This window comes from Hymenobacter sp. (assembly GCF_035709525.1).
Lineage (GTDB): Bacteria > Bacteroidota > Bacteroidia > Cytophagales > Hymenobacteraceae > Hymenobacter.
Genome location: NZ_DASTEP010000206.1, coordinates 1 through 13,251, shown reverse-complemented (window position 1 = coordinate 13,251; position 13,251 = coordinate 1). Strand labels below are relative to the sequence as shown.

Below are 13,251 nucleotides of genomic sequence, written 5' to 3'. Positions count from 1 at the left end.
AGTACACCTTCATCTTCCGGCGTAAGGTGCTGGACTTTTACCAAGGCAAGCCGCTGGCGCTTTAATAATTATGAGTTCTGAGTTTTGAGTTTTGAGTCTGCGGGAAAGCAACTCAAAACTCAAAACTCAGAACTCAAAACTCCTTCTTATGAAGAACAACCGACTCCTTTTTATTCTGCTGGGCCTCGTCGTGGTGATGGTGGTAGGCTTTATGGTGGCCAAGAAAAAGGGCCTGGTGGGCGGGCCCACCGGCACCGAAGTAACGGCGGCCAAGGCCGGGCCGGCTACCATCGTGGAGAAAGTCAGCGCCTCGGGCAAGGTGCAGCCCGAAACCGAAGTGAAAATCTCGGCCGACGTATCGGGCGAGATTACCGAGCTGTACGTGCACGAAGGCGACTCGGTGAAGAAAGGCCAGCTGCTGCTGCGCATCCGGCCCGACAACTACGAGGCCATGGTAAGCCAGCAAACCGCCGTGGTGGGTACCCAGCGCGCCAACGTGAGCCAGGCCCAGGCCCAGCTGGAGCAGCAAACCGCCAACGCCCGCCAAACCGAGCTGACCTACCGCCGCCAGGCCTCGCTGTTCAAGCAAAAGGTGATTTCGCAGGCCGACTACGAGGCCGCCCAGGCTGCCTACAACGCCTCGCAGGAGCAGCTCAAGGCCATTCGGGCGCAGATAACGGCCGCCCAGAGCAACGTGCGCAGCGCGCAAGCTGGCTTGACCGAGGCGCAGAAAAACCTGAATAAAACCACTATCTACTCGCCGGTGAGCGGCACCGTTTCGAAGCTCAACGTGAAGAAGGGCGAGCGCGTGCTGGGCACCGTGCAAATGGCGGGCACCGAAATCATGCGTATCGCCAACCTCAACAACATGGAGGTGCGGGTGAGCGTGAACGAAAACGACATTATCCGGGTGCAGCTCGGCGACTCGGCCGACGTGGAAGTGGACTCGTATACCACGCAGAACGAGAGGTTTAAGGGCGTAGTGACGGCCATCGCCAACACGGCCAAGGACGCCCTCACGGCCGAAGCCGTCACCGAGTTTGAGGTGCGCGTGCGGTTGCTGCCCGAAAGCTACCGCCACCTCATCAAGACCGGGCCGAGCGGGCGCACCACCGTGCCGTTCCGGCCGGGCATGACGGCCTCGGTCGACATCATCGCCGAGCGCAAAGCCGGCGTGCTGAGCGTGCCGCTGGCCGCCGTGACTACCCGCTCCGACTCGGCCAAGGTGGCCAAAGAAGCGGGCAGCGGCATTCGGGTTGGCCCCAACCGCGGTACCGCCACCAAGGAAGAAGGCCCCGTGCAGAAGGCCAAAATCGAGGAAGTAGTGTTCGTGATAAAAGACGGCAAAGCCGTGCTGACGCCGGTGAAAACGGGCATCAGCGACTTCCAGAACATTGAGATTATGAGCGGCTTGCCGGCCGGTACGCAGGTGGTGAGCGGCCCGTTCCGGGCCGTGTCGAAGACACTCAAAGACGGCGAACGCGTGCTGGTGAAAGACGCCGCCAGCCTCAGCAAAGCCAGCACCGACGACGCGGGCAAATAACTTTGCGTTGCGCCAGCCGGTATAGGTTGGGCCGCCCCGGGCCGGTAGGCGCGGGGCGGCTTCTTTTTTTGCTGCGACTATGACGATGTTTCTACCTTCTGCCCGCCGGGTGCCGGCCCGTGCCGCCCGCCGCCCGCTGCTCTCGCTGGCCTTGAGCGCCAGCCTGCTAGCCGGGGCGGCGCGGCCCGCGCTGGCCCAGGTGCCGCTGAACCCCGCCGCCCCGGCCCCCGCCGATACTACCCTGCGCAAGTACCAGACGCCGCCCGGCGCGCCGCGCCAGCCCTGGTACAACAGCAAGCTGGTGCGCGCCACGGCGGTGCCGGCCGTGCTCATCGGCTACGGCATCAGCGTGGTGGATGGCCACGGGTTTTATTCGTCGTACGATGCCAAGCGCGACATTCAGCGCAACTTCCCCAATTTCCGCAACCACCTCGACGACTATCTGCAATGGGCGCCTTACCTGGAGCTAGGCGCGGTGCTGGCCTTCGGGGTGGAGGGCCGCAACGACCGCACCAACCTGGCCCTGATTCTGGCCAAGTCGGAGGCCATCATGCTCTCGTCGGTTTACATCGTGAAGATGACGACCCGGCACGAGCGCCCCGACGGGTCGGATACCCGCTCGTTTCCGTCGGGCCACACGGCCCAGGCGTTTCTGGCGGCCAGCATCGTGCACACCGAATTGCGCGAAAAAAGCGTGTGGTACGGCGTGGGGGCCTACACCCTGGCCACCGGCGTGGGCGCGTTTCGGATGCTCAACAACAAGCACTGGCAGGCCGACGTGTTTGCCGGGGCCGGCTTCGGCATCTTGTCGGCCCACGTGGCCTACCTCACGCACCGCAACCGCTGGGGCCGCCACCCCGCCGCCCGCACCGGCATTGGCCTGAATGCGCCTGCCGCGCCCGCGCGCGGCAAGTGGCAGTTCACGCCCACCATGCTGCCCGGCAACACGCCCGGCGTGACGGTGAGCTGGCTGGCAAAGTGAGGGCGCACGGTGCGGGCTGCCGGCTTTTCGCCGGCTGTCCGCTCGTTGTTGAACGGGCCACGCCTGACGACGAGCGGAAAGCTGGCAGCCCGCACCGGTAGTTCGCTCGATAGCACAAAAGAAAAGGCCCTGTCAGTGCGTCCAAGACGTGCTGACAGGGCCTTTTCTCAATTCACCAACTCACTCATTCACCACTTCACCTCTACCGCTGATTACGCAAAATAAAATTGTGAAACGTGGCCGAAGTATCCTCCGCGCCCTGGGCCACCAGGGCGAGGCGCACGCCGCGGTCCCAGGGCGGCAGGTAGGTGCCGTTCACGGTGAAGCTTTCGGTGGGCATGGGCTGCCAGGTGGCCCCGTCGGTGCTGTAGGCGAAGCGGTAGCGCTGCCCGCCCCACACCTCCAGGCGCAGGCTGAGGGTGTCGCAGGGCTCCAGGAAGACGGAGGTGAGGCACTGCTGCAAGCCACTCTTGAGGTGCCACACTTGCAGCTGGCCGTTGCCGGCCATGAGTGCCAGGGCATTATACGGGTCGCCCACGGCGGCCAGGCCGGCGAAGGTATCGACGGGCAAAGCGGCAAAATCGAGGGTAGTGGCGGCCTTGTAGGTAGCGGTATGCGTGCGGCGGGCTAGTACTGCACCCAGGCGTGAGGGCTCGGCCCCGAGGCGCAGCCTGCCATCGGCCACGGCCCGCGCCGGCTGCTGGCCGATGGGCCACTGCCACTCTAACCCCAACTGGCTGCCCGCAAACTCGTCGGCCACGTGCAGGCGGCTGAGGTCGGTGAGGGGCGGGGCCTGCGGGCTGCGGCGCACAAACTCGGGCCACTCGTCGGCATTCCAGGTAAACTCGCTCAGCAAACCCTGCCGCCCCACAAACTCGTGGCTCTGCTTGAAATAAGCGTGGTGCAGCAAAAACCAGCGCCCGTCGAGCTCGGCCACGGTGCCGTGGCCGGGGCACTTCCAGGTGTCGTTGCTGTCGAGGATGGGGTTTTGGGCGTATTTCTCCCAGGGCCCCAGCAGCGCCCGCGAGCGGGCCACGCCGGTGGCGTACTGGCAGCCCTTGCCGCAGCAGCTGTTGCCGGCGTAAAACATGTAAAACCAGCCATTGTGCCGGACCAGCGCCGAGCCTTCCACCAGCGGGCCTTCCCAGCGCACGTCGTTGGTAAAGAGCTCGGTAGCTTCGCCAATTAGGGCGGTGCGCTCGTCGTTCAGGCGCTGCGCCCAGATGGGCGTTTCCTGGTAGCACGAGTTGCCGTCTTCCTTCCAAATCAAGTACAAGTCGCCGTGCTCGTCGGGGATGGCAAAGCCGTCGATGGAGCCGGCCTCCTGGCCCACCAGCGGGCCGTGGTCGAGGTAGGGGCCGGCGGGGTGGTCGGCGCTGGCCACGGCCACGCACAGCATGCCGCCCTTTTTGCGGGCGGTGTAGTACACGTAGGTGCGGCCGTTTTCCTGGTAAAACTCGGGTGCCCAGAAATTGGAGCCCGCCCAGTCGGGCAACTTATCGGGAAAGACGTGGCCCACCAACTCCCAGTCGAGCAGATTTTTGGAGGAGAAAATCGGAAACACCGCGCCCCACTCGGCCGAAGTGGCGCTGGCCCAGTACGTGTCGCCGATTTTCACGACGGTCGGGTCGGGATAATCGCCGGGCAGCACGACCTGGTCGTAGGAAGGGCGGGAGGGAGCCGGGGCGATGGCGGGCGCCAGCTTGGTCGCTAAGGTTAGTTCTAGTGACACGGTGATAAGCGTAAAATAAGAATAGAAAAAAAGCCGGGTGGGTAGCAATAGCTTTCCAGATTGCAAAGCTAAGCAAGTTGAGCGAATGATGCGAAGGAAAATATAATTTTTTTGAGCAAATAGCCGGCGGTAAGTAAGCAGGTTTTACACACCAGGCACCTAGTAGCCGAACGCCTGGCGTGCAGCAATAGGGCCGCTGCAAACAATTAAACGTTACTAATAGTAGCTAAGCAGAAGTCAGGCCAATTTATTTTCAGGCTTGTTCTGGCTTAATAAAAAATTAAACTATGGCAAGAAGTTATTATATGATGTTAATGAATTGGGTAGCGCGAATGAACATGAAAAGCGGCAGCTCGTTTTATAACTTATTGCATTTGTAGTCATTCATAAGCTTTCCGCAATCGTTTCGGCTTGATTCACCCCACCCCAAACAAAAAAACCGGGGCCGCAACTGGTGAAGTTGCGGCCCCGGTTTTTGCGGCTTACCCAGCCGCCTCGCCCAAAAACGAGCTTGGGGCGGAGACTGAGGGCTTAGTAGCCCGGATTTTGCTCGGCCTGGCGCTCGGCGGCCGTCAGGGGCTGGCCGTTGCGGGTGATGCGCTCCAAGTGCGTTTGCGGGATGGGGCGCAGCTTGTGGAAGGCCTGGATGGCGGCCGCGTCGGGGTTGAGAGCCTTGGCACGAATTACCAGCGTTTCGGTGCGGGCCAGGTCTTCCCAGCGGTGCAGCTCGCCGAGCAGCTCGCGGGTGCGCTCGTTGAGCATAAAGTGGATGAAGCGCTCGGCCGTGCTGCCCAGGCCACTGGGGTACAGCTCCTTGGGGTCGTTGGTGGTGAAGCTGGCCTGGGTGGCGGTGAGGGCGGGGTAGGTGCTGCTCACGTCGCCGCGGGTGCCGCCTTCGTAGCGATAGTTGGCATTGGGGCGCACCTCGCCGGCCCGGTAGGCCGCCCGCTGGCGCACCACGTTCACGTACTGCAAGGCCTTGGCGTAGTCGCCCTTGCGGCCGTAGGCCTCGGCCGCGATGAGGTAGGTTTCGCCCAGGCGGGCCAAGATGCCGTCGCGGGTGCCGGCCTCGTCGGCCGCGCTGGTGCGGAAGGGGTCGGTGTACTTACCAATCTGCGGAAACTTATTGCGCAAGCCCACCGCGCCGGTGGGGTCGTAGCCGGGCACCACGGTGCCGGCCGCGTTGCGCACGTAGCGGGCAAAAATGCCGTAGCGCGAGGCGTTGATGGTAGCCTGCGGCACGGGGTTCTGGGGCGTGTTCACGACCACCGCGAAGGCCGTGTCGCCTACCGCAAACTTGTTCTGGCCCACCTGGGCGGGCGTGGGTGCGTTGGCGGCGGTCCACTTGGGTAGGTTGCCGCCGTTGTTGGCTATCCAGGCGGTTTTCAGCGACTTATAGAACCGCGAATCGTTGCGGCGGTCAAAAATGTCCATCGCGTAGTTCGTGGGCATCACGCGCCGGAAGGGGCGGTCGTTGAGCAGGTCGCGGGCCATGCCGGGCTCATTGTCGTACTGCAAGGTGAAGTACGAGTGCACCCGGTTGCCGAAGCGGCCGGCCAGCGCGGGCACGTTCAGAAACTGCGACGAAAAGATGATTTCGCGGCTCGTTTGGGACGCCACGCTGTTGGCGTAGCTCGAAATATCGAACAGCTTGGCGTAGTCGGTTTCCAGGGCGTAGCGGCCGCCGTTTATCACTTGCTCCGAGTAGTAGGCAGCGCTGTCGATGTCGGTGGCTTGCTGGCCGCGCACGTCGGCCACGGCGCTGCCGCGGGTGAGATACACCTTGGCCAGGTAGTGCTGGGCCGCGCCCTGGGTGGCCCGCCCAAAGTCAGAGGTAGTGGGCGCCAGGTTGGCGGCGGCGTAGCGCAAGTCGCTGATAATAACGCGGTACACGTCGGGCACGGCGGCGCGGGTGTACTCCAGCTGCACGGTCTCGCTGGGCTGGAGCACCAGCGGAATGGCCCCGTACTGCTGCACCAGCTGGAAGTAGTAGTAGGCCCGCAAAAAGCGCAGCTCGGCCAGGCGCTGGTCTTTCTGGGCCTGGGTGCGCAGCGTGGTGGTGCCGTTGATGCCGGGGATGCGGCTGATGCCGATGTTGCAGCGGTTGATGCCGTCGTAGTCGGCCGTCCACACGCCGTCCACGAAGCCGTCGGACGAGTTGAGGCGGCTGTCGTAAATGTCCCACCAGTAATAGTTTATCTGGTCAGCGTAGGTCAGTTCATCCACGCCAAAGTTGAACATGGCGTAGGAGTGCTCGTTGGCAAACTTGTAGCGGGTCTGCTCGTAGCTCGATTTTACGAGGTCTTCCAGCCCTTGCTCGGTGCTGAAGTAGTCGTTGGTGAGCGTCGAAACCAGCTCTTCTTTCAGAAAATCCTTGCACGAGCTCAGGCCCAGCCCAAGCAGCGCAACCGCGCCCACGGCGCGAAAAATACGGGTAGCTTTCATTAGATATAGAGGCAAAACGGGTGGGAGTTTTTGCGCGAGCTATTATCGTTCGTCATGCTGAGCCGAGCGCAGCGGAGTCGAAGCATCTCTGCCGGTGAACTAACTTCTTGTGCTTAGCAACGAAGCGGTAGAGATGCTTCGACTTCGCTACGCTCGGCTCAGCATGACAAGTCGCTCGCCAAATAATCAGAAGCCGAGGCGCAAGCCCACGATGAGGCTTTTGGTGCCCAGGTTGCGGGCTTGCACCCGCTCGCCCGAGGTCGAGCCGACGTCGCTGGCTTCGGGGTCGAGGCCCCGGAACTTGGTGAACAGGAAGGGGTTAACCGCGTTCACGTAGATGGCCAGGTTGCTGGCCCGCAGCTTGGTGCTGATGGCCGGCGGCACGGTATAGGTGAGCGAGATGTTGCGCACCCGCACAAAGCTGCCGCTCTGGAAGGCATAGCCGCCGCTGTTGGTGGCATCATCCTGGCCCAGGGCCGGGCGCGGGTATTCGTTGCTGGGGTTGGTGGGCGTCCAGTAGTCCACGGCCAGGCCGGGGTAGCGCCCGCCCAGGCCCGGCACGTAGCCCGACGACAGCAGCTGCCCCACGCGGGCATACACCAGGAAGCTCAGCTCGAAGGCCTTGTAGGTGAAGACGTTGTTGATGCTGCCGCTCCACTTGGGGCGGTTCGAGCCCAGTATCACGAAGTCGTTGGCGTTAATCAGATTATTGCCGTCCTGGTCCACCACCTTGGTGTCGCCGGGCCGCGCCCCAAACTTGCGCGCCTCGTCGGCCTCCGAGGTTTGCCAGATGCCGTTGTTCTGGTAGTTGTAGTACACGCCCAGCGGCTGGCCAATAAACCAGCGGTTGCCCACGTCGCTGCCCGCGCCCGAGCCCAGGCTCACAAACTCTTCCTTGTTGCGGGTGAACACGTAGTCGGTGCTCCAGCGGAAGTTTTTCTTTTCCACGTTCACCGTCGTCATGCCCACTTCGATGCCGCTGTTGCGGGTGGCCCCGATGTTTTGCAGGCTACTCACCACGCCGCTCACGGCCGGCAGCGCGCGGGGCAGCAGCAGGTCGGTGGTGTTGGCGCGGTACACTTCGACCGAGCCGGTGATGCGGTTTTTGAAGAAGCCAAAATCGAGGCCTACGTTGAGGGTCGAGGTGCGCTCCCAGCGCAGCTGCCGGTTGGGGTTGCCGCCCAGCGTGCCCGGCAGCGTGCCCGGCGTGGGCGAGTAGCCGTAGGCCGGCGTTTCGTTGAAGGCGTAGGCCGACTGCTGCAAGGTGCCGCCGGTGGTGTAGGGGTCTACCGAGGCCTGGCCCACGGTGCCGTAGCCGCCGCGCAGCTTCAGCTCGCTCACCACGGCCACGTCGCGCAAGAAGCTTTCCTGCTGGATTTTCCAGGCCACCGCTACCGAGGGGAAGAAGCTCCACTTATTATTATCCGCCAGCACCGACGAGGCGTCGGCCCGGCCGGTCAGGGTCAGCAGGTAGCGGTCGAGGTAGCCGTAGTTGGCGCGGCCCATCCACGAGGCCAATTGCCGCGCCGAGAAAGAGCTGCCAAAGCCCTGGGCCGCCGCCCGGTAGGTCGAGCCCAGGTTGTACCACTTCTGGCTGTCGTAGGGTAGGTTGAGGGCGCTCACCGACGAGCCTTCGCCGCGGTCGGCCTGCACGCTTTGCAGGGCCGTGAGGCCCAGCGAGTGCTTGTCGCCAAACTGCCGGTCGTAGAATAGCAGGTTTTCAACTACATACGTAAAGTTCTGGCTCTGGTCGTAGGAGGCCGCCGAGATGGAGTTGGGGCCGCCCGCATCGCGGGCAATGGCGCGGGCCGACTGGAAGGTGCCCGTGCGGTTGTTCCTGAAATCGGGTCCCACGTTCAGGCGGTAGCGCAGGCCCTTCACGAAGGCCAGGTTCACGTCGGCGTAGAAGCTGCCAAAAAAGCGCGTCACGCGGCGCTCGTTAAAAGCGTTGTCCTGCTCGCGCAGGGGATTGAAAATCAGCGGGTCGCCGCCGGGGTTGGTGATGAAGGAGCCGTCGGGGGCGTAGGGCACGGCGTAGGGCAGCTGCCCGGCGGCACGGCCGTAGATGTCGGGGCCGTAGTTCTGCACGGCCAGGCTGGCATTGGTCGACGCCCCGAGCGTGATGTAGGGGTTCACCTTCAGGTCGAGGGTAGCGCGGGCGTTGTAGCGCGCAAAATCCTGCCCCCGCTGAATACCGTTTTGCTTGAGGTAGCCCACCGCCACCGAGGCCCGCAGCTTGTCGGTACCGCCGCTGGCGCTGAGCTGGTGGTTTTGGGTGAGGGCGGTGCGCAAGGCTAAATCCTGCCAGTCGGTAGTACGCACTTTGCTGGCGTCGTAAATCGGAATCTGCGTGACGCTGGCCCCGTAGAGGGCTTTTTCGGCGTCGGTAGTGGCGCGGGTGGCCACTACGCGGTTGGCGCGGTCGACCCATTCGTAGCCGTCGGCGATGCCTTCCCAGGCGTTCAAATCCTTGGCCCCGAACAACGCAAAATCGCGGGCCGGGTCGGCGTACAGCGCGCCGTAGGTGCCGTTGGTGCGGTAGGCCTCGCGCTGCACCTCCAAAAACCCGCCGCCGCTGAACAAGTCGAGCGTGCGGGCGGCGCGGTCGGCGCTGAAATAGGTGTTGTAGTTAATCGAAAACTTGCCTTCCTGCCCGCGCTTGGTGGTCACGATAATCACGCCGTTGGCCCCGCGCGAGCCGTAGATGGCGGTGGCCGAGGCGTCTTTCAGAATCTCAACCGACTGAATATCCTGCGGGTTAAAGTCATTCAGGCCAGTGCCTTGCGCCAGCGGAATGCCATCCACCACGTACAGCGGCTCGTTGGAAGCCCGCACCGAGCGGTTGCCCCGGATGCGGATACTGGGCACCTCGCCGGGCCGGAAATTGCCGCCGGCCACATCTACGCCCGCCGCCCGGCCTTGCAGGGCCTGGGTTAGGTTCTGGGTTTGCACCTGCTGGATTTCCTTGGCCGACACCGAGGACAGCGCGCCGGTTACGTCGCTCTTTTTCTGCGAGCCGTAGCCTACTACCACTACTTCGTCGAGGCCCTTGGCCTCGCCCTGCAAGCGCACGTTGACGACCGACTGGCCGGCAATCTGCACCTCCTGGGTGGCGTAGCCCACGTAGGAAAAGATGAGCGTGCCGCCCGTGGCGGGCACTTGCAAGGTGTACGAGCCATCGGGGCCGGTGCCCGTGCCGTTGTTGGTGCCCTTGAGCAAGACCGTGACGCCGGGCAGCTCTTCTTTGCCGTCGGCGCTCGTGACCTTGCCGGTGATGGTAACGCGCGGGGCGGGCGCTTGGGCTTGCGCCCAGGCCGCCGGCGCGCCCAGCCCCGGCGTCAGCCAGAGCAGGTGCGTCAGAAAATACAGGTTTTTCATGCGCTGAAAAAAGGTGGGTGGGAAAAGGGGGAAGCCAGAAAGCCCCGCATAAACTCATGAGGCCTGCGTGAAGCTAGGAGGGCGGCCAGGGGGCAACTCACCCGTGCTCTCCTGCCATTTCAGAGCAAGCTGGACGGTTTAATAAGTTATAAGTCAGAATATTATTTGAAACCTCTGGCAGGCGTATGCGCCGCGCCGCCTACTTACGCTGGGGCTTTAGCTCGTCGGGGCTGTTCTTGGTGAAGGTGCGGAACTGCTCGCGCGAGGGCGTCTCAAACAAGTCTTTCACTACCTTGAAATCCACGGCATCTCGGGGCTGAAAGCGCTCGGACTGCGTGTAGCGCAGGAGGCTATAGTAAAGCTGCCGGGCGGCCGGGCGCGCAGTTTCGCCGGGCGCGGCGGGCGCGAGGTTGGCGCTGGACACGAGCAGGCGGCCCGGCCCCACGCGGGCCTCCAGCACCAAAGCCAGGCGGCGGTTCAGAAACCAGGTATCGATGGGCTGCACCACGGGCCGGAAGCCGGCCGGGAAGTCCTCCAGGTGCATCAACTGGGCTTGGTTCACGATTTCCCACCACTGCAAGTCGCTGTGCGCGTCGGTCGGAAAATCGGCCAGCGCCGGGTGCTGGGGGTTTACCACGAAGCCCGTCACGTGCGGCGGCCGCATCTTAAACCACGACGTATTCCAGAACACCGGCGTGAAGCTCATGGCCACTTCCTTGCCCTTGACTACCTGCCCGGCGGCATTGAGCAGCACGCGGCCGCCGCGCGCCAGCACACGCTGGGCCTGCGCATCGAGGCGGGTGCACTCATACACGTCGCTTTTGGGCAGGGCCGGCAGCTGGGCCGGGTAAACCCAGAAGTTCCAGTCGTTGGCCACGTCGGTGCCGGGCGCGGCGATTTCCAGCGTCAGGCGGGTGGCCTCGGTAATGGCGGCCAGCGGCAGGCGCACGGTGCCCAGCGGCGTATTGCCGCCCGTGGCGATGGCGACGGGGGCAAAACTGCCCTGCGCCAGCACCGCGCCGGCGGCCGTTCTGACGGTCCAGGTGAGGGCCGTGGGCGGCAGCGCGGCCGGACCGTAGTGCGCCAGCTCGGCGCTGGCCTCGAAGGTTTCATTGCTGGTGAACACGAACTTGGGTAGGCGCGCCAGCGGTACCGTGGGCTGGCAAAAGCGCCGGTACTGCGCGGCCGTTACGTAGCCCTTCTCTCGGAAAAACGGGTTCAGCACGCCCACCAGCGCCGTGCCCTGGCCCGGAAAATCCTGCAAGCCCAGCAGCTGAAACCCCGCCAAACCGGGCGTGCGCAGCGTGGCCTCAATCTCATTCTTGTAGCACAGCACTTGCAGCTTGCCCGAGGCCTGCAAAAAAGCCTCGGCCTGGTTAGCCATGCCGTGGTCGGCCAAATCCTCCCGAAACAGCTCCAGGTTCCGCGCCCGGTACACGCCGGTGTACTGGCTTATCTCTTTGAAATCGGGAAACACGCACCACTGGCCCATCTCGTGCGTGACGTAGGGCATGGTAAACTTTTCGATGGCGGCGCGGTAGTCGAACGTACTGTTGGGCAGCGCCTTAACCCAGGGTAAGCCCCGCGCGCCTGATTTTATCATGTACTCATTCTCCGGCACCAGCGGCCAGCTCATGGCCACCGACGCGCCGGTGTAGAGGCGGCGCGCATCGCGGGCCTGCCAGTAGTGCACGAAGTCGGCCAGGTACTTGGCCTGGTTGCGGCCGGCGGGCTCGTTGCCGGCGGCCAGCAGGCAGTAGGAGGCGTGGTTGCCGTAGGCGGCGGCCATGCGGGTGGTTTCGTCCAGGATAAACTGGTCAACCGGGCGGCCGTCGCCCAGCGAGGTGCCGTGGTTGGGCCAGCTCGGGCCTTCGGGCTGGAGGTAAAAGCCGAGCTGGTCGGCCGCCACAAACGCCGCCTCGGGCGGGCACCACGAGTGAAAGCGCACGTGGTTGAAGCCGTGGGCCTTCATACTACCCAGCACCCGCAGCCAGCTCGGTACGTCGGTGGCCGGGTAGCCGGTCAGCGGAAACTCGCCGTTGTGCAAATCGCCGCGCAGGAATATAGGTCGGCCGTTGACCAGCAGGCGGTTGCCCTGGGTTTTGATTTCGCGCATCCCGAAGGTGGTTTGCTGGGTTTCGGCCGGCCCCTTCTTGGGTTGCAGTGTGGCCGTTAGCTGGTACAGGGCCGGGTGAAACTCATCCCAGAGCTGCACGGCCGCGCCCATGGATAGAGTTATCTCCACGGCGGTTTCGCCCGGCGCGGCCACGAAGCGCGCCGAAACCGGCGCTACCTGGTGCGCGGTGCCCGTGTTGGTGGCCTGGGCGGCGAGCTGCACGGTGCCGGTGGTTTTGTCCGGCAAGGTGTTTTTAATTAACAGTTTGACCCGCGCCGCGCGGTGCGCCACGTCGGGGTATACCTGCACGCTTTGCAGAAAAACGGGCGGCCCGGCCCGCAATTCCAGCCGGCCGATGAGTCCGTTCCAGTTGCCCTGAATATGGTCGGACACGCTGTGCGAATCCGGCCCCACGTTCATCGTTTCCAGCCGGTTGTCGACGCGCACCGTGAGGGTGTGGGCGCCGGGCGGCAGCACCGTCGTGAGGTCGTACTCGTGCGGCGCCACCAGCGAAATCTGCTGGCCTACCTCCTGGTTGTCAACCCACACGCGGGTAGCGAAGTGGGCGCGCTCCAGAAACAGCACCAGCCGCCGCCCGCGCCAGGCGGCGGGCACGGCCACCGTTTTCTGGTACCAGGCCGGCCCCACGTAGTAGGTGTTGGGCGTCAGCCAGAAGGGGATTTTGAAATAATCGGGCTGGCGGTATTTGGCCAGGCGCGGATTGAAAAACCAGGAGCTGTCGTAGATGGTGGCCGTCCAGCGGGTGCGCAGCGACACCGGGTCGCCAAGGCCATTTTCGGTTAGCGAGCCGGGCAGGCGCACTTTTTGGGGTAGGGTAGTGGCGTACCAGCGGGCGGCCACGCCGGCGTCCTGCGGGTCGAGGCGGCAGCGCCACTCGCCGGCCAGCGGCAGCACGTCGGCCGCCAGTAGCGGGCTGGTGAGTAGGCTGAGGCAGAATAGGATGGCGAGTTTTAGGGCGAAGCGCATGGATGGGGTAGCTGAAAATTGAGCGTCTCCTCACGCGGGGCACCTCACCCCCCGGCCCCCTCTCCAAA

At 63.9% G+C, this 13,251-nt stretch carries 6 protein-coding genes; 2 read left to right on the top strand and 4 right to left on the bottom strand.

Annotated features, from left to right (window positions below; genetic code table 11):
• Positions 1-148 precede the first annotated feature (148 nt).
• Positions 149-1,543 (top strand): efflux RND transporter periplasmic adaptor subunit, encoded by a 1,395-nt coding sequence (locus VFO93_RS17950; protein WP_325135761.1) that lies wholly within the window; start codon positions 149-151, stop codon positions 1,541-1,543.
• An 85-nt stretch (positions 1,544-1,628) separates the two neighbouring features.
• Positions 1,629-2,525 carry a phosphatase PAP2 family protein gene (locus tag VFO93_RS17945; RefSeq protein ID WP_325135760.1) on the top strand — a complete coding sequence of 299 codons (897 nt, stop codon included), beginning with the start codon at positions 1,629-1,631 and terminating at the stop codon, positions 2,523-2,525.
• Between the two features lie 202 nt (positions 2,526-2,727).
• Here VFO93_RS17945 and VFO93_RS17940 read toward each other — a convergent pair whose 3' ends face one another.
• The 4 genes from VFO93_RS17940 to VFO93_RS17925 form a co-directional block, all read right to left on the bottom strand.
• The gene (locus VFO93_RS17940) at positions 2,728-4,257 is read right to left on the bottom strand and encodes a family 43 glycosylhydrolase (RefSeq protein ID WP_325135759.1); all 1,530 of its coding nucleotides are present in this window, start codon (positions 4,255-4,257) and stop codon (positions 2,728-2,730) included.
• A 531-nt stretch (positions 4,258-4,788) separates the two neighbouring features.
• Positions 4,789-6,702 carry a RagB/SusD family nutrient uptake outer membrane protein gene (locus tag VFO93_RS17935; RefSeq protein ID WP_325135758.1) on the bottom strand — a complete coding sequence of 638 codons (1,914 nt, stop codon included), beginning with the start codon at positions 6,700-6,702 and terminating at the stop codon, positions 4,789-4,791.
• 186 nt (positions 6,703-6,888) lie between these two features.
• Positions 6,889-10,080 (bottom strand): TonB-dependent receptor, encoded by a 3,192-nt coding sequence (locus tag VFO93_RS17930; RefSeq protein ID WP_325135757.1) that lies wholly within the window; start codon positions 10,078-10,080, stop codon positions 6,889-6,891.
• Positions 10,081-10,279: 199 nt separating this feature from the next.
• Positions 10,280-13,183, bottom strand: coding sequence for an exo-beta-1,4-galactosidase (locus VFO93_RS17925; protein WP_325135756.1), 2,904 nt, complete (start codon positions 13,181-13,183; stop codon positions 10,280-10,282).
• Positions 13,184-13,251 lie beyond the last annotated feature (68 nt).

Excerpts from the sequence above, each read along its gene's own strand:
- VFO93_RS17950 (WP_325135761.1), top strand. The coding sequence starts at position 149 with ATGAAGAACAACCGACTCCTTTTTATTCTGCTGGGCCTCGTCGTGGTG.
- VFO93_RS17945 (WP_325135760.1), top strand. The coding sequence starts at position 1,629 with ATGTTTCTACCTTCTGCCCGCCGGGTGCCGGCCCGTGCCGCCCGCCGC.
- VFO93_RS17935 (WP_325135758.1), bottom strand. The coding sequence starts at position 6,702 with ATGAAAGCTACCCGTATTTTTCGCGCCGTGGGCGCGGTTGCGCTGCTT.
- VFO93_RS17930 (WP_325135757.1), bottom strand. The coding sequence starts at position 10,080 with ATGAAAAACCTGTATTTTCTGACGCACCTGCTCTGGCTGACGCCGGGG.
- VFO93_RS17925 (WP_325135756.1), bottom strand. The coding sequence starts at position 13,183 with ATGCGCTTCGCCCTAAAACTCGCCATCCTATTCTGCCTCAGCCTACTC.